Source organism: Pseudomonas sp. PDM09 (genome assembly GCF_014852305.1).
Taxonomy (GTDB): domain Bacteria; phylum Pseudomonadota; class Gammaproteobacteria; order Pseudomonadales; family Pseudomonadaceae; genus Aquipseudomonas.
Genome location: NZ_JACVBI010000006.1, coordinates 118,906 through 135,812, shown reverse-complemented (window position 1 = coordinate 135,812; position 16,907 = coordinate 118,906). Strand labels below are relative to the sequence as shown.

The following is a 16,907-nucleotide window of genomic DNA, read 5'->3' as shown; positions in this document are numbered from 1 at the left end:
GCTCTGCGTCCGCTTGTGTGACGCAGAGCGTCACGGGATGCATTCCCACGCGGAGCGTGGGAACGATCTGGGGAAAAAATATGGACAGTTACATCCGCTGGTTTCAACGCTTCATCTGGCTAGGCATCGTGATGAATATGGTCTTCGCGATTCCGGCGCTGTTCGCGCCGGCGTTGCTGACTTCGATGCTCGGGATGCCGCCGCAACTCTCCGATCCGTGGCTGGAAAACGCCGGCATGCTGCTGGTGGGGATCAGCCTGTTCTACATGCCGTCTGGCTTCAATGCACCACGATACGTGGTGCATTCGTGGCTGTGCGTGTTGTCGCGACTGGTCGCCGTGGCGTTCTGGATCTACCTGATCAACACCAGCAACCAGGCCCAGGTATTCGTGCCGATGCTGCTGGGTGATCTGAGCATGTTCCTGATCCTCGGGGTTCTGCTGTACCTGGGCAGCGCGCCGGCCAATCGGCCCCTGGCGTTACTTCGCGACGGCTGGCATGCGTGGCGCGCAGCCTGGGCGCGACGCTGGCAGCGGCACAGCTTCAAGGTCGCCACGCTGGTCGTGGTGCTGGCGCTGGGGTTTATCGGCTACGAAACCTGGTACCAGATGCTGCGGGTGGTGCCGGCAGAGCAGTACGCCTCCGATGAGGACCACTACAAATACGGCGCCATCGGCCTGGGCATCGAAGCGCGGATTCCCTATTACCTGTTCGCCGTGTTACCGCAGATGTGCCCGGATAAACTGCCGAAACCCGGTGGTTACGAAGTTTTCGGTTTCCTCTACGAGAACGGCAAGGACCTGCCGATCGGCATGGCCAAGCGGCAGATCGGCTACCCGACCGTGGAGCCCAACTGCGCCCTGTGCCACACCGGTTCCTACCGGGCCAATACCAGCGACGTCGCCATCCCGGTGGCCACCGCGCCGGCCAATACCCTGCAACTGCAGGCCTTCCAGTGGTTCGCCTACAATTGCGCCAGCGATCCGAAATTCACCCCTGATGCGGTGATGACGGCAATCAACAGCAAGTTCCAGCTCGGGTTTTTCGAGCGCTTGTACAACCGCTACGTGATCATTCCGATGGCCACGAGCGCGCTGGTCAAGCAGAAACAGGCCTATGCCTGGCAACGTCTGCGCGCACCGCAAGGGCCGGGGCGCACCGACACCTTCAACCCGACGAAAATGGTGGTGTTCGGCTTCCCGGATGACTCGACCATCGGCACCGTCGACTTGCCGCAAGTGTGGAACCAGAAGCCTCGGGAGTCGCTGTACCTGCACTGGGACGGTAACAACAACGACATCCATGAGCGTAACTACGCGGCGGCCATGGCCGTGGGCGCAACGCCGGAGTCGGTGTTGCCGGCCAGCTTCAATCGAGTGACCAACTGGTTGCTGGGCCACAAGGCGCCGGCGTGGCCGTTCGCGCTGGATCAGGCCAAAGTCGCGCGGGGCAAACCGGTCTGGGAAAACAACTGCGCCGGTTGCCATGATTTCGGCCGCACCGACACCGGTCAGGTCACCACCAGCATTGATGAACTGGGCACCGATCCCCATCGGCTGAACTCGTTCACCACAGGTTTAGTGACGGCTTTCCATGGCTTCAAGAAATCGCCGTTCGACTTTGGCGCCTATCGCAAGACCCAGAGCTACAGCAACACGCCCACCGACGGCGTCTGGTTGCGCGCACCGTACTTGCACAACGGTTCGGTACCGACCCTGTGGGACTTGCTCCAACCACCGGAAAAAAGACCGCTGGTGTTCTTCACCGGCTCTGATGTGTACGACCAGGACAAAGTCGGCTTCGTCACCAGTGGCCAGCAGATGAAGGCCTCGGCGGACTTCAAGTACGACACCCGTCTGGAGGGCAACCACAACGGCGGCCACCTGTACGGCACGCAACTGTCGGAACTCGATAAGCGGGCGCTCATCGAGTTCATGAAAACCCTGTAATTCCACTACGGATGGAGGAAAGCGACATGTCATTGGTCAGTCATTGGGAACACGAGTACGACAAGGTCAAAGTGCGGCTGCATGGTTTGCTCACGCGCGTGGAAATGGCCTGGATGAAGCTTGTCAGTGAGCTCGAACCCCAGGAGTTCGAAGCCATCATTGCTCTGCTCAAACGCGGCCACGATCAGGCGCAGTACGTGCTCAAGCACGGCGAGTTACCGGACGATCAGCCGGGCGTGCCGTGGGAGTTGGCCCATGGTTTGTCGATCCTGCGCATCGGCAATGCCAGTCCGTTGCCGCAATCGGTGGATGAGCTACAAACCCGAGTGCTGAAGGACGGCAGTCTGCTCGGTTGCCGCAAATGGGAACTGCTCGACCTGTTATGGAGTGAGGCCCTGCTGAAATGGATCGAAAACCTGCGGCATCACGCGCCGTTTGCCACTGACCCGGCACTGGTGAAAATGGATCGCGACGTGACCCTGGCGATCGCCGGCGACTGGGGCACCGGACCGTTCGACAGCCATGCCCCGGCGGTGGCGGTGGCGAATCAGATGCAACTGGCCCGGGCCAATTTCACCATTCACCTGGGGGATGTGTATTACGCCGGCACCCATTCCCAGGAAGACGTGGACATGGCCGGCTGGCCGATGGGCACGCAGGGCTCTTTCACTCTCAATTCCAACCACGAGATGTACAGCGGCGCCCACGGCTATTTCAAGGAACTGGCCAAGCGTTTTCCGGCGCAGCAGGGCACCAGTTACTTCGCGCTGTACAACGATGATTGGCTGGTGATCGGCCTCGACACGGCGTATGCCTCGGACGCCATGAACCTGTACATGGATGGCACCCTGAACCAACCGCAGATCGACTGGATGAAAAGCCTGCCCCTACGCAAGAAGATCATGGTGCTCAGTCATCACCAGGGCTTCGACATTTCCGGGCACAACAAGACCGCGCTGTATCAACCCGTCTGCGATGCCTTGGGCCGCGAGCCGGATTACTGGTATTGGGGGCATTTGCACAACGGCATCTGCTACGCCGCTCAAGGCGGGTTGCATGCGCGCTGCGCCGGGCATGGGGCGATTCCCTACGGCAATGCCAGCGAGCTGAGCGGGCATGCGCGGGTGCTGTGGTCGGAAACGCAAAATGCGCGGGACGAGGCGTACCCGGATCGGGTGTTGAACGGTTATGTGAAGGTGCGGCTGGTGGGGGAAAACATCGAAGAGACGTTTATTGGCGAGGATGGGTCGGTGCGGTGGTCTTCGTCAGCCCATTGATCGTTCCCACGCTCTGCGTGGGAATGCAGCCCGGGACGCTCTGCGTCCCAGAAGCAGAACGCAGAGCGTCCGTTGAGGCATTCCTTTGCTGCGCGTGGGAACGATCAGCGTGACAGATCAGCCCTGAACCGGAACGCCTTTGAGGTACGGCGCAGGCTCGGCCCCAAGGTTGTTCAGCAACCGCTCGCTGTACCAGTCCACAAAGTTCACCACGCCAAACTCATAGGTCTTGGAGTAAGGCCCTGGCTGGTACGCGGTGGAGTTGATGCCGCGCTGGTTTTCTTCGGCCAGGCGACGGTCCTGGTCGTTGGTCGCATCCCAGACCTGGCGCATGCGCTCCACGTCGTAGTCCACACCTTCGACCGCATCCTTGTGCACGATCCACTTGGTGGTGACCATGGTTTCCTGAGCGCTGATCGGCCACACGGTGAACACGATGATGTGGTCGCCCATGCAGTGGTTCCATGAGTGCGGCAGGTGCAGGATGCGCATCGAGCCCAGGTCCGGGTTCTTGATGCGGCCCATGAGCTTGGCGCAGCCCTGTTTGCCGTCCATGGTCATCGACACGGTGCCCTTGAGCAGCGGCATGCGCACGATGCGGTTACGCAGGCCGAAACTGGCGTGGGCGTAAGGGATCTTCTCGGCTTCCCAGGCAGCGGCCGAAGCAGCGACGTGGTCCTTGAAGGCCTGGTCGGCACGCGGGTCGGTGACGTCGTCCCATTCCAGCAGGGTTTTCAGCAGTTCCGGGTGCGATGCGTTGCAGTGGTAGCACTCGCGGTTGTTTTCCAGCACCAGTTTCCAGTTGGCTTTCTCCATCAAGGTGGTTTGCACCGCCACCTTGGTGTTCTCCATGTCGTACGGTTCCATGTAATGGCTGAGCGTCGACAGGAAGTCATCAATGGCCGGCGGGTTTTCCGACAGGCTGATGAAGATGTAGCCGCCAGCGGTTTTCACGTTCACCGGTTTGAGGCCGTACTGCTTCATGTCGAAGTCGGCGCCCATTTCGGTACCGGCGAACAGCAGGCGACCGTCCAGCTCATACGTCCACTGGTGGTAGTGGCAGACCAGTTTGGCGACTTTGCCTTTTTCACTGGTGCACAGCCGTGAACCGCGGTGACGGCAGACGTTGTGGAACGCATGGACCACGCCTTCGGCGCCACGAATCACGATGATCGGGTTCTTGCCGACTTGCAGGGTCAGGTAGTTGCCCTTGGTCGGGATTTCGCAGGTCATGCCGGCGATCAACCACTCTTTCTGAAAGATTTCCTGCATGTCGATATCAAACAGCCGCTCGTCAGAGTAAAACGGCTGCGGCAGCGAGAAAGTGCGCTCGCGTTCTTGCAGCATCTGCGCGGTGGCCTTGCGTGCGGGTTCCAGCGGATCGCCCAGGCTGATTTTTGCGGTGACGTCCATCGATTTGATCCTCAAGGCCATTCTGTGTGGCCGGCGAAAGTGGCTAATCAGGTTTGCTACGCAAGGTGTAAAGATTATGTCTTGGTATGGGGCGAGTGTGGGGCCGGCGCTCGCCAGAACCTTATCCATGGGCGACATGGCCCAATCTGTTCCCGACGCGCAACCCCCGGTAATTGGGGGCTGGTCGCGATAAGTATGTGAATGTCGCAGATAGGTAAATGGAGGGGCTGCGCTATACGCAGAATCGCCAACATAAAGGCCGGTAGTCGGCCGTGGAGAACAGCATGTCCAACAGCTTCCTGAATCCGGTAACCACCCAGACCTGGGCCAATGGTCGACACATTGTCCGTTGCGTCAAAGTCATCCAGGAAACCTGGGATGTGCGCACCTTCTGCTTCATGGCCGACCAGCCGATCCTGTTCTTCTTCAAGCCCGGGCAGTTCGTCACCCTGGAGCTGGAAATCGACGGCGTGCCGATCATGCGCTCCTACACCATTTCCAGCTCGCCGTCGGTGCCGTACAGCTTCTCGGTGACCATCAAGCGCGTGCCGGGGGGCAAGGTGTCCAACTGGCTGCACGACACCCTGCATGAAGGCCAGGAGCTGGCGGTGCACGGGCCGGTCGGGCTGTTCAACGCCATGGACTTCCCCGCGCCGAAAGTGCTCTACCTTAGCGGCGGCGTCGGTATTACGCCGTGCATGTCCATGGCCCGTTGGTTCTACGATACCAACGGCAATGTCGACATGGTATTCATCCACAGCGCCCGTTCACCGAAAGACATCATTTACCACCGCGAGCTGGAACACATGGCGTCGCGGATCGATAACTTCAGCCTGCACCTGATCTGCGAGAAGCATGGTCTGGGCGAGCCGTGGGCCGGTTATCGCGGTTACCTGAACCACAAGATGCTCGAACTGATGGCGCCGGACTTCCTTGACCGTGAAGTCTTCTGCTGCGGCCCGACCCCGTACATGAACGCGGTCAAGCGCATGCTTGAGGCGGCGGGTTTCGACATGAAGCGTTATCACGAGGAATCCTTCGGCGCGACGCCAGCGGAAGCCCGTGCCGATGCGGTGGAGCAAGCCGAGCAAGCGGCGGATGCTCCAGAAATCGACGCGGCGGATCTGCATCAGGTGGAATTCACCGCGTCCGGCAAAAGCATTCGCGTGGCGCCGGGCGAAACCGTGCATGCGGCGGCGGCCAAGCTTGGCCTGCTGATCCCGAAAGCCTGCGGGATGGGGATTTGCGGGACGTGCAAGGTGATGAAACTGGGCGGCGAGGTTGAAATGGACCACAACGGCGGGATTACCGAGGAAGACGAGGCCGAAGGGTTCATCCTGTCGTGCTGTAGCGTGCCGAAGGGCGACGTGCGGATCGAGTTTTGAACCTGTGGGAGCGGGCTTGCTCGCGAAGGCGGCGGCACAGTCAACATTGATGTTGCCTGACACACCGCTTTCGCGAGCAAGCCCGCTCCCACAATGGTTGGTATTTCAGTCCACAAACAGGTCTGGCATCAGCTTGTCTTTGGTGTCGGGCTCAAAGCGGTAATGATCGAATTCGGTCACGCCATGCTCCCGCAGAATCTCCTCATCAATCAGCAACCGCCCGGTGATGCTGCGACCACTGCTGCTCAGAATCGCGTAAGCCGCATCCGCCATGATCGCCGGCGTGCGCGCATGTTTGAACGACTCGCGCGACCCCAGCTGAAACTCGATGGCAGCCGTGGCGATCATGGTCTGTGGCCATAGGGAATTGACGCTGATGCCGTAGTTGGCAAATTCCTCACTCATGCCTAACGTCAGCATGCTCATGCCGTATTTGGTCACTGTGTAAGGGCTGTATTGGGCGAACCACTTGGTGGCCAGATTCAGCGGCGGCGACAGGTTGAGGATGTGGCCGGCGGTTTTTTTCAGATAGGGCAGGGCGGCCTGGCTGCACAGCAGCACGGCGCGGGTGTTGATCTGGTGCATCAGGTCGAAGCGCTTGAGTTCGATGTGTTGCACACCGGTCAGCTTGATCGCCCCGGCATTGTTGATCAGCGCATCGATGCCGCCGAAATGTGCGCTGGCGTCGGCCATGGCCTGGCGCACGGCAACTTCATCACGCACATCCACCTGCAAGGCCAACGCCTTGCCTCCCGCGGCTTCAACTTCCGCCGCCACGCTGAAGATGGTGCCTGGCAGTTTGGGGTGAGGGGTGGCGCTTTTCGCGGCAATCACGATGTTGGCCCCGTCCTTTGCTGCCCGTAGCGCAATCTCACGCCCGATGCCACGGCTGGCGCCGGTGATGAACAGGGTTTTGCCTTGTAGTGACATGCATACGCTCCTGATTGTTGTTATCTGAGCGGATCGAAACAGCTCGCCAGTCAATGTAGACCAACTCCCCGAAACTGATCGTTCCCACGCTCCGCGTGGGAATGCCTCTCGGGACGCTCCGCGTTCCTGCCTCACCGCCGATGCAATGCCAAACACTGTTGTGACGCAGAGCGTCACGGGCTGCATTCCCACGCGGAGCGTGGGAGCGATCAGGTTGGGGGGCTATGAGCCTCAATACCAACGCTGTATCTCGATCAGCCCCTCCATCCCTGCATAATTCCTCGCACTGGAATAGCGCCAATGCTCCGGCAGATCTACGTACCCACGCTTCACCGGGTTGTAGTGGATGTAATCCAGTTTCTGGCACATCACAGTTTCGCTGTACACCATTTCCGCGTGTGACCCTTCCTGCCAGAGCTGATAAACCCTGTCCTGTTTGTGTGCACGTTTGCAGAAACGCAGGCGCCGCAACGCGCGCTCTGCGCCTTTGTTTTGCAGATCGTCGATGATTTGGCGGGCGGTGAAGGATTTGAACTGGCGCAGGCATTTGCTCAGGTCTGGAGCTTCGGCAACGAAATGCAGATGGTTTTCCAGGACGACGTAACCATACAGCTTTAGACCTTGGTGGGTTTGTTGATGGCGCCAGCAATTGAGCAAGTGATCGACAATGTAGGGGGCGGATAAACAGTGGGAGCCATTCCATGATTGTGCAGGTCAGGAAATGGGGTTTGTCGGGTTCGGTGATGGTGTAGCGGCTTCGGCCCATGGGTGCATTCCTTTGCGGGGGAATGACTAGGGTGAGGGAGGTGAAGTAGTGGGGCTAGCGGACAGCGCCGCAGAGAGCGTGGGAAATGTCGACGTGTCTCTACATGATCGTTCCCACGCTCTGCGTGGGAATGCAGCCCGTGACGCTCTGCGTCACAACGGTATTGGGACGTCAGCGGTGAGGCAGGAACGCGGAGCGTCCCCAGAGGCATTCCCACGCAGAGCGTGGGAACGATCAGTACGATCAGGCCGACATCACGTGCCGAATATCCGTCGCCAATTCCCGCACGCGTTCTTCTTCGGTGTCCCACGAGCACATGAAGCGTGCGCCGCCGTTGCCGATGAAGGTGTAGAAGCGCCAGCCCTTGGCGGTCAGCGCGGCGATTGCCGGTTCCGACAGTTGCAGGAACACGCCGTTGGCCTGCACCGGGAACATCAGTTCCACGCCAGGAATATCGCTCACCAGTTCGGCCAGCAGCTGCGCGCAGTGATTGGCGTGGCGGGCGTATTTGAGCCAGGCGTCGTTTTCCAGGATCCCGACCCACGGCGCCGAGAGGAAGCGCATCTTCGACGCCAGTTGCCCGGCCTGCTTGCAGCGGTAATCGAAGTCTTCGGCCAGTTTGTGGTTGAAAAACAGAATCGCTTCGCCCACCGCCATGCCGTTTTTCGTGCCGCCGAAGCACAGCACGTCAACGCCGGCCTTCCAGGTCAGGTCGGCTGGCGAGCAGCCAAGAAATGCGCACGCATTGGAGAAGCGTGCGCCGTCCATGTGCAGGTTCAGGCCCAGTTCTTTGCAGGTGACACTGATGGCGCGGATTTCTTGCGGGGTGTACACGCTGCCGACTTCGGTGGCCTGGGTCAGGGTCACTACGCGGGGTTTGGGGTAGTGGATGTCCTGGCGCTTGAGGGCGATTTCGCGGATCGACTCCGGCGTCAGCTTGCCGTTTTCGGTGCGGGCGATGAGCAGCTTGGAGCCGTTGGAGAAAAACTCCGGTGCGCCGCATTCGTCGGTTTCGACGTGGGCGGTTTCCGAGCAGATCACGCTGTGGTAACTCTGGCACAGTGACGACAGGGCCAATGAGTTGGCCGCGGTGCCGTTGAAGGCGAAGAACACTTCGCAGTCGGTTTCGAACAGTTTGCGGAATTGATCGGACGCGCGAGCGGTCCACTCATCGTCGCCATAAGCGCGCTGGTGGCCGTGGTTGGCCTGTTCCATGGCAGCCCAGGCTTCAGGGCAGATACCGGAATAGTTGTCGCTGGCGAATTGTTGGCTCTTGTCGGTCATGGCCGGCTTCCTTGGTCGAGGCTCTTATGGTGAAGAGCATCGTGGTCAATGATGGTGCGCACTTTACCCAAGATCGTCAGGAGAGCACACGGGATGATGCTGTCAGAAAAATACACGGTTGACGGGCAATTATGCACATGACGCAACGGGATGGGGCGCTGGATCTGCTCAAGTGGCTGGCGCTGCTGAGCATGGTGCTCGATCACCTGCGATATGTCGGTTACTCCATCGATCTGCTGTATGTGCCGGGCAGGTTGGCGTTCCCGTGGTTCTGTCTGGCGATGGCGGCGAACCTGTCGCGAGTCCGTGCAGTCACGGCCGACGGCCAGTGGCGTTACCTCGGTTGGTTGTTGCTGTTTAGCGCTGTAAGCGAAATCCCCTACCGGATGTACATTCCTGATCTCAAAACCTTAAACGTATTGCCCACGTTGGTTCTGGGTTTGTTGGTCGCCCGTGGCTGGCAGCACAGGATGCTTCAGCCGCGGCTATTGGCGGCGGGTGCCTTGTTGCTGGCGGCGCTGTTCCCGGAACGACTGATGTTCGGATTCTTCGGTGTGCTGATGCCGCTGGCGATGTTGCTGGTGATTAACCGCCCCTGGTATCTCAGTCTGCTGCCGGGGCTGGTCTGCCTGGCGGCCAATCAATGGCAAGTGCTGTATTACTCCGCCAGACTTCACAACAGTGCAGCCATCCTCGGCATTGCCGCTTGTCTGATTGCGCCACTGTTGGGTCTGCTGCTATTGCGACATGCCCAAGGCGTTCAACCACCACCGATGCGCCGTTGGGCGTATGCGCTCTATCCTGCGCATTTCCTTATCTTGCTAGTCCTGCGCCACGCCCTCGCATAACCCTGTGGGAGCGGGCTTGCTCGCGAATGCGCCGGGCCAGTCAACATCAGTGTCGGATGACAAACCGCATTCGCGAGCAAGCCCGCTCCCACAGGGGATCCTGGCTGCTTCAAGGGTTGTGTTCGGCATGCCATTTCTCGCCATGTCGTAAACGCACCTTTGCGTGGCGTCCATAGGCATTTGACCTGTCTGCGCCGGTCATACCATCGCTTCCAAAGGGCACTGCCGTAACGCCAGTGCCTTACCGAGACGAATGGCGCATAGATGCCGCTGGGAGAGACGCGATGTTCAGCAAGCAAGACCAGATCAAGGGTTACGACGATGCACTGCTGGCGGCGATGAATGCCGAGGAGCAACGCCAGGAAGATCACATCGAGCTGATCGCGTCCGAGAACTACACCAGCAAGCGCGTGATGGAAGCGCAAGGCAGCGGCCTGACCAACAAATACGCCGAAGGCTATCCGGGCAAGCGCTACTACGGTGGCTGCGAGCACGTCGACAAGGTCGAAGCCCTGGCCATCGAGCGCGCCAAGCAATTGTTCGGTGCCGACTATGCCAACGTTCAGCCGCACTCCGGCTCTTCGGCCAACAGCGCCGTGTACCTGGCCCTGCTGCAAGCCGGCGACACCATCCTCGGCATGAGCCTGGCCCATGGCGGTCACCTGACCCACGGCGCCAAAGTGTCGTCCTCGGGCAAGCTGTACAACGCCGTGCAGTACGGCATCGACACCAAGACCGGCCTGATCGATTACGACGAAGTCGAGCGCCTGGCCGTCGAGTGCAAGCCGAAGATGATCGTTGCCGGCTTCTCTGCCTACTCCAAGACCCTGGACTTCCCGCGCTTCCGTCAGATCGCCGACAAGGTCGGTGCGCTGCTGTTCGTCGACATGGCTCACGTTGCCGGTCTGGTCGCTGCCGGCCTGTACCCGAACCCGCTGCCTTACGCCGACGTGGTCACCACCACCACCCACAAGACCCTGCGCGGTCCGCGTGGTGGCCTGATCCTGGCCAAGGCCAACGAAGAAATCGAGAAAAAGCTCAACGCTGCCGTGTTCCCCGGTGCTCAGGGCGGCCCGCTGATGCACGTCATCGCCGGTAAAGCCGTGTGCTTCAAGGAAGCGCTGGAGCCTGGCTTCAAGGCTTACCAGCAACAAGTGATCGACAACGCCCAAGCCATGGCCGGCGTATTTATCAAACGCGGCTACGATGTAGTGTCCGGCGGTACCGATAACCACCTGTTCCTGGTCAGCCTGATCCGTCAGGGCCTCACCGGTAAAGAGGCGGACGCAGCACTCGGTCGCGCCCACATCACCGTGAACAAGAACGCTGTCCCGAACGATCCACAGTCGCCGTTCGTGACCTCCGGCCTGCGTATCGGCACCCCGGCGGTGACCACTCGCGGCTTCAAGGTTACCCAGTGCGTTGAACTGGCCGGCTGGATCTGCGACATCCTCGACAACCTCGGCGATGCCGATGTCGAGGCCAATGTCGCCAAGCATGCGGCAGCCCTGTGCGCGGACTTCCCGGTTTATCGCTGAGCGCGGTTTTGGAGTAAATGACTATGCAACGCTATTCGGGCTTCGGCCTCTTCAAACACTCCCTCAGCCATCACGAAAACTGGCAGAAGATGTGGCGCACGCCGACCCCGAAAAAGGTCTATGACGTGGTCATCGTCGGCGGTGGCGGGCATGGTCTGGCGACCGCCTACTACCTGGCCAAGGAACACGGCATCACCAACGTGGCCGTGGTCGAGAAAGGCTGGCTGGGCGGCGGTAACACCGCCCGCAACACCACCATCGTTCGCTCCAACTACCTGTGGGACGAGTCGGCGCACCTGTACGAACACGCGATGAAATTGTGGGAAGGCCTGTCCCAGGACCTGAACTACAACGTGATGTTCTCCCAGCGTGGCGTTTACAACTTGTGCCACACGCTTCAAGACATTCGTGATTCCGAGCGTCGGGTCAGCGCCAACCGCCTCAACGGCGTGGACGGCGAACTGCTCGATGCCAAACAAGTGGCCGACGAGATTCCGTACCTCGACTGCTCCAAGAACACTCGCTACCCGGTGATGGGCGCAACCGTCCAGCGTCGCGGCGGCGTGGCCCGTCACGATGCCGTGGCGTGGGGCTTTGCCCGTGCCGCCGATGCCTTGGGCGTGGACCTGATTCAACAAACCGAAGTGATCGGCTTCCGCAAGGAAAACGGCGTGTGCATCGGTGTTGAAACCAACAAGGGCTTCATCGGCGCCAAGCGCGTCGGTGTGGTCACTGCCGGTAACTCCGGCCACATGGCCAAACTCGCCGGTTTCCGTCTGCCGATCGAATCGCACCCGCTGCAAGCGCTGGTGTCCGAGCCGATCAAGCCGATTATCGACAGCGTGATCATGTCCAACGCCGTACACGGTTACATCAGCCAGTCCGACAAGGGCGACCTGGTGATCGGCGCCGGTATCGACGGCTACAACGGCTACGGCCAGCGTGGTTCGTACCCGGTGATCGAGCACACCATCCAGGCCATCGTCGAGATGTTCCCGGTGTTGTCCCGCGTACGCATGAACCGTCAGTGGGGCGGCATCGTCGACACCACCCCGGATGCATGCCCGATCATCTCGAAAACCCCGGTACCGAACATGTTCTTCAACTGCGGTTGGGGCACCGGTGGCTTCAAGGCCACACCTGGCTCGGGCAACGTGTTTGCCGCGAGTCTGGCCAAGGGTGAAATGCACCCATTGGCTGCACCTTTCTCCATCGACCGTTTCCATAGCGGTGCGTTGATCGACGAACACGGCGCTGCAGCAGTCGCCCACTAACAGGAGAAATCCCTATGTTGCATATCTTCTGTCCTCACTGTGGCGAACTGCGCTCTGAAGAGGAATTCCATGCATCCGGCCAGGCGCACATCCCGCGTCCACTGGACCCGAACAGCTGCACCGACGAGGAGTGGGGCGACTACATGTTCTTCCGCGACAACCCTCGCGGTCTGCACCACGAGCTGTGGGATCACGTCGCCGGTTGCCGTCAGTACTTCAACGTCACCCGTGACACCGTGACCTACGAGATTCTCGAAACCTACAAGATCGGCGCCAAGCCGCAGTTCACCGACAAGACCGACAGCCCGAAAGCGGCCGCCACGGCTCTGGGAGAGAAGGTATGAGCCAGATCAATCGCCTGTCCAACGGCGGACGCATCGACCGCAACAAAGTGCTGAGCTTCACCTTCAACGGCCAGGTCTACAAAGGCTTTGAAGGCGACTCCCTGGCCGCAGCCCTGCTGGCCAACGGTGTCGACATCATCGGCCGTAGCTTCAAGTACTCGCGCCCACGCGGCATCTTCGCCGCCGGTGCCGAAGAGCCGAACGCTGTGCTGCAGATCGGTGCGACCGAAGCCACGCAGATCCCGAACGTGCGCGCCACGCAACAAGCGCTGTATCAAGGTTTGGTCGCCACCAGCACCAACGGCTGGCCAAGCGTGAACAACGACATGATGGGGATTCTCGGCAAGGTCGGCGGCAAGCTGATGCCGCCGGGCTTCTACTACAAAACCTTCATGTACCCGCAATCGTTCTGGATGACCTACGAGAAGTACATTCGTAAGGCTGCCGGCCTTGGCCGCTCGCCGACCGAGAACGATCCGGACACCTACGACTACATGAACCAGCACTGCGACGTGCTGATCGTCGGCGCTGGCCCTGCGGGTCTGGCGGCTGCGCTGGCGGCTGCCCGCAGCGGTGCGCGAGTGATCCTGGCCGATGAGCAGGAAGAGTTCGGCGGCAGCCTGCTCGATTCCCGCGAAAGCCTCGACGGCAAGCCTGCCACCGAGTGGGTCGCCAGCGTCATCGCCGAGCTGAAAAACACCCCGGACGTGCTGCTGTTGCCGCGCGCCACGGTCAACGGTTACCACGACCATAACTTCCTGACCATTCACGAGCGCCTCACCGATCACCTCGGTGACCGTGCCCCGATTGGCCAGGTGCGTCAGCGCATCCACCGGGTTCGCGCCAAGCGTGTAGTGCTGGCGACCGGTACTCACGAACGTCCACTGGTTTACGGCAACAACGACGTGCCGGGCAACATGCTCGCCGGCGCTGTGTCGACTTATGTTCGTCGTTACGGTGTGGCACCGGGCAAGAAGCTCGTGCTGTCGACCAACAACGATCACGCCTACCGCGTGGCGCTGGATTGGCTCGACGCCAGTCTGCAAGTGGTGGCCATCGCCGATGCCCGCAGCAATCCTCGCGGTGCGCTGGTGGAAGAGGCTCGCGCCAAAGGCATTCGCATCCTGACCGGCAGCGCCGTGATCGAGGCCCGTGGCAGCAAGCACGTCACTGCCGCTCGCGTTGCCGCAATTGACGTAAAAGCACACACCGTGACCAGCCCGGGTGAGTGGCTCGAATGCGACCTGGTCGCCAGTTCCGGCGGTTACAGCCCGGTGGTTCACCTGGCATCGCACTTGGGCGGCAAGCCGATCTGGCGTGAAGACATCCTTGGTTTCGTACCGGGTGAAGCACCGCAGAAACGTGTGTGCGTCGGTGGCATCAACGGCGTCTACGGCCTCGGCGATTCGCTGGCCGATGGTTTTGAAGGTGGTGCTCGCGCCGCCAGCGAAGCCGGTTTCGGCAAGGTCGAAGGCGTACTGCCCAAAGCCCTGAGCCGTCTGGAAGAGCCAACTTTGGCGCTGTTCCAGGTGCCTCACGAAAAAGCCACTGCCCGTGCGCCGAAGCAATTCGTCGACCTGCAGAACGACGTCACCGCTGCCGCCATCGAACTGGCGACCCGCGAAGGCTTCGAGTCGGTCGAGCACGTCAAGCGTTACACCGCGCTGGGTTTTGGTACTGACCAGGGCAAGCTCGGCAACGTCAACGGTCTGGCCATTGCCGCCCGTTCGCTGAACGTGACCATCCCGCAGATGGGCACCACCATGTTCCGCCCGAACTACACGCCGGTGACTTTCGGCGCCGTGGCCGGTCGTCACTGTGGGCACATCTTCGAGCCGGTTCGTTTCACCGCGCTGCATCACTGGCACGTGAAGAACGGTGCTGAATTCGAAGACGTCGGTCAGTGGAAACGTCCTTGGTACTTCCCGAAAAACGGTGAAGACCTGCACGCGGCGGTAAAGCGCGAATGCAAAGCCGTGCGCGACAGCGTCGGCCTGCTGGACGCTTCGACCCTGGGCAAGATCGACATCCAGGGCCCGGATTCGCGTGAGTTCCTCAACCGCATCTACACCAACGCCTGGACCAAGCTCGATGTGGGCAAGGCCCGTTACGGCCTGATGTGTAAAGAAGACGGCATGGTGTTCGACGACGGCGTGACTGCATGCCTGGCCGACAACCATTTCGTGATGACCACCACCACCGGCGGCGCTGCTCGCGTGCTGCAATGGCTGGAAATCTACCACCAGACCGAATGGCCAGAGCTGAAGGTGTACTTCACTTCGGTCACTGACCACTGGGCGACCATGACCCTGTCGGGGCCGAACAGCCGCAAGCTGCTCAGCGAAGTCACCGACATCGACTTGAGCAACGAAGCCTTCCCGTTCATGACCTGGAAAGAAGGTCTGGTCGGTGGTGTGCCAGCGCGGGTGTTCCGGATTTCGTTTACCGGTGAGCTGTCGTACGAAGTCAACGTGCAGGCCGACTACGCCATGGGCGTGCTGGAAAAAATCGTCGAGGCCGGCAAGCAGTACAACCTGACTCCGTACGGCACCGAAACCATGCACGTTCTGCGGGCAGAGAAGGGCTTCATCATCGTCGGTCAGGACACTGACAGCTCGATGACCCCGGACGACCTGAACATGGGCTGGTGTGTCGGTCGCACCAAACCATTCTCGTGGATCGGCTGGCGTGGCATGAACCGCGAAGACTGCGTGCGTGATCAACGCAAACAGCTGGTCGGTCTGAAGCCGATCGATCCAACCAAATGGCTGCCGGAAGGGGCGCAACTGGTGTTCAACACCAAGCAAACCATCCCGATGACCATGGTCGGTCACGTGACTTCCAGTTACCTGCACAACTCCCTGGGCTATTCGTTTGCCATGGGTGTGGTCAAGGGCGGCTTGAAGCGCATGGGTGAGCGGGTGTTCGCACCGCTGGCCGACGGCAGCGTGATCGAGGCGGAAATCGTTTCTTCGGTGTTCTTCGATCCGAAAGGCGATCGCCAGAATATCTGACACTGATCGTTCCCACGCTCCGCGTGGGAATGCATCCCGGGACGCTCCGCGTCCCAAGAGCGGACGCAGAGCGTCCATGGCGGCATTCCCACGCAGAGCGTGGGAACGATCAACAAAAGAAAGGTGCTTTATGACCGCAGCCAATGTTTACCAACAACGCCCAACCACCGGGGCCAAGGCCGAGTCGTCGCTGCATCATGCCGACCTCGCCAGCCTGGTGGGCAAGGGTCGCAAGAACGCCGGCGTGATCGTGCGTGAGAAAAAACTCCTCGGTCACCTGACCATCCGTGGCGATGGTCACGATGCCGCGTTCGCCGCCGGCGTGCACAAGGCCCTCGGCCTGGAACTGCCTGCCGCGCTGACCGTGGTGATCAAAGGCGAAACCAGCCTGCAATGGATGGGGCCGGATGAATGGCTGCTGATCGTGCCAACCGGTGAAGAATTCGCTGCCGAGAAAAAGCTGCGTGAAGCACTGGGCGACCTGCACATCCAGATCGTCAACGTCAGCGGCGGCCAGCAGATCCTCGAGCTCAGCGGCCCGAACGTACGCCAGGTGCTGATGAAATCCACCAGCTATGACGTGCACCCTAACAACTTCCCGGTGGGCAAGGCTGTCGGCACGGTGTTCGCCAAGTCGCAATTGATGATCCGCCATACCGCCGAAGACACCTGGGAGCTGCTGATCCGTCGTAGTTTCTCGGATTACTGGTGGTTGTGGTTGCAGGATGCTGCCGCTGAATACGGCCTTAGCGTCCAGGCCTGACATGATCGTTCCCATGCTCTGCGTGGGAATGCATCCCGGGACGCTCCGCGTCCCAAAGCGGACGCAGAGCGTCCATGGCGGCGTTCCCACGCAGAGCGTGGGAACGATTAGTTTCGCTACAG

General features: G+C 60.5%; 12 protein-coding genes and 1 pseudogene. 9 read left to right on the top strand and 4 right to left on the bottom strand.

The window, feature by feature from the left end; genetic code table 11:
- Nucleotides 1–80 precede the first annotated feature (80 nt).
- Both IB250_RS16090 and IB250_RS16085 read left to right on the top strand, forming a co-directional pair.
- A complete protein-coding gene (locus IB250_RS16090; protein WP_192344846.1) occupies nucleotides 81–1,949 on the top strand; it encodes a hypothetical protein in 1,869 nt (622 codons plus the stop codon).
- A 26-nt stretch (nucleotides 1,950–1,975) separates the two neighbouring features.
- Nucleotides 1,976–3,226 carry a metallophosphoesterase gene (locus IB250_RS16085; RefSeq protein WP_192344845.1) on the top strand — a complete coding sequence of 417 codons (1,251 nt, stop codon included), beginning with the start codon at nucleotides 1,976–1,978 and terminating at the stop codon, nucleotides 3,224–3,226.
- Nucleotides 3,227–3,343: 117 nt separating this feature from the next.
- Here the strand turns inward: IB250_RS16085 and gbcA are convergent, their stop codons facing one another.
- Nucleotides 3,344–4,639 (bottom strand): glycine-betaine demethylase subunit GbcA, encoded by a 1,296-nt coding sequence (gene gbcA, locus IB250_RS16080; protein WP_123497279.1) that lies wholly within the window; start codon nucleotides 4,637–4,639, stop codon nucleotides 3,344–3,346.
- Between the two features lie 284 nt (nucleotides 4,640–4,923).
- Between gbcA and gbcB the strand changes: the two genes are divergently transcribed.
- Nucleotides 4,924–6,024: a glycine-betaine demethylase subunit GbcB gene (gene gbcB, locus IB250_RS16075; protein ID WP_123497283.1), complete on the top strand. Its 1,101-nt coding sequence runs from the start codon at nucleotides 4,924–4,926 to the stop codon at nucleotides 6,022–6,024.
- Nucleotides 6,025–6,129: 105 nt separating this feature from the next.
- On the opposite strand, the gene IB250_RS16070 is transcribed toward gbcB, so the two are convergent.
- From IB250_RS16070 to IB250_RS16060, 3 genes and pseudogenes are all read right to left on the bottom strand, one after another.
- The gene (locus tag IB250_RS16070; protein WP_192344844.1) at nucleotides 6,130–6,954 is read right to left on the bottom strand and encodes an SDR family oxidoreductase; all 825 of its coding nucleotides are present in this window, start codon (nucleotides 6,952–6,954) and stop codon (nucleotides 6,130–6,132) included.
- A gap of 231 nt (nucleotides 6,955–7,185) precedes the next feature.
- Nucleotides 7,186–7,720 (bottom strand): annotated as a pseudogene (locus IB250_RS16065) (REP-associated tyrosine transposase).
- Nucleotides 7,721–7,963: 243 nt separating this feature from the next.
- Complete coding sequence (locus tag IB250_RS16060) at nucleotides 7,964–9,004, bottom strand: low specificity L-threonine aldolase (protein ID WP_192344843.1); 1,041 nt, start codon at nucleotides 9,002–9,004, stop codon at nucleotides 7,964–7,966.
- A 131-nt stretch (nucleotides 9,005–9,135) separates the two neighbouring features.
- Between IB250_RS16060 and IB250_RS16055 the strand changes: the two genes are divergently transcribed.
- The 6 genes from IB250_RS16055 (at nucleotide 9,136) to IB250_RS16030 (ending at nucleotide 16,785) form a co-directional block, all read left to right on the top strand.
- Nucleotides 9,136–9,852 carry a TraX family protein gene (locus IB250_RS16055; RefSeq protein WP_192344842.1) on the top strand — a complete coding sequence of 239 codons (717 nt, stop codon included), beginning with the start codon at nucleotides 9,136–9,138 and terminating at the stop codon, nucleotides 9,850–9,852.
- A 284-nt stretch (nucleotides 9,853–10,136) separates the two neighbouring features.
- On the top strand, nucleotides 10,137–11,390 hold the full coding sequence (glyA, locus tag IB250_RS16050) for a serine hydroxymethyltransferase (RefSeq protein WP_192344841.1): 1,254 nt from the start codon (nucleotides 10,137–10,139) through the stop codon (nucleotides 11,388–11,390).
- 23 nt (nucleotides 11,391–11,413) lie between these two features.
- Nucleotides 11,414–12,664 (top strand): sarcosine oxidase subunit beta, encoded by a 1,251-nt coding sequence (locus IB250_RS16045; RefSeq protein WP_007907561.1) that lies wholly within the window; start codon nucleotides 11,414–11,416, stop codon nucleotides 12,662–12,664.
- A 14-nt stretch (nucleotides 12,665–12,678) separates the two neighbouring features.
- Nucleotides 12,679–13,008: a sarcosine oxidase subunit delta gene (locus IB250_RS16040; protein WP_008008142.1), complete on the top strand. Its 330-nt coding sequence runs from the start codon at nucleotides 12,679–12,681 to the stop codon at nucleotides 13,006–13,008.
- Nucleotides 13,005–16,022 carry a sarcosine oxidase subunit alpha gene (locus IB250_RS16035; protein WP_192344840.1) on the top strand — a complete coding sequence of 1,006 codons (3,018 nt, stop codon included), beginning with the start codon at nucleotides 13,005–13,007 and terminating at the stop codon, nucleotides 16,020–16,022. The genes IB250_RS16040 and IB250_RS16035 overlap by 4 nt, the downstream gene beginning before the upstream one ends.
- A gap of 130 nt (nucleotides 16,023–16,152) precedes the next feature.
- Nucleotides 16,153–16,785: a sarcosine oxidase subunit gamma gene (locus IB250_RS16030; RefSeq protein WP_038981143.1), complete on the top strand. Its 633-nt coding sequence runs from the start codon at nucleotides 16,153–16,155 to the stop codon at nucleotides 16,783–16,785.
- The last annotated feature ends 122 nt before the right edge of the window (nucleotides 16,786–16,907 follow it).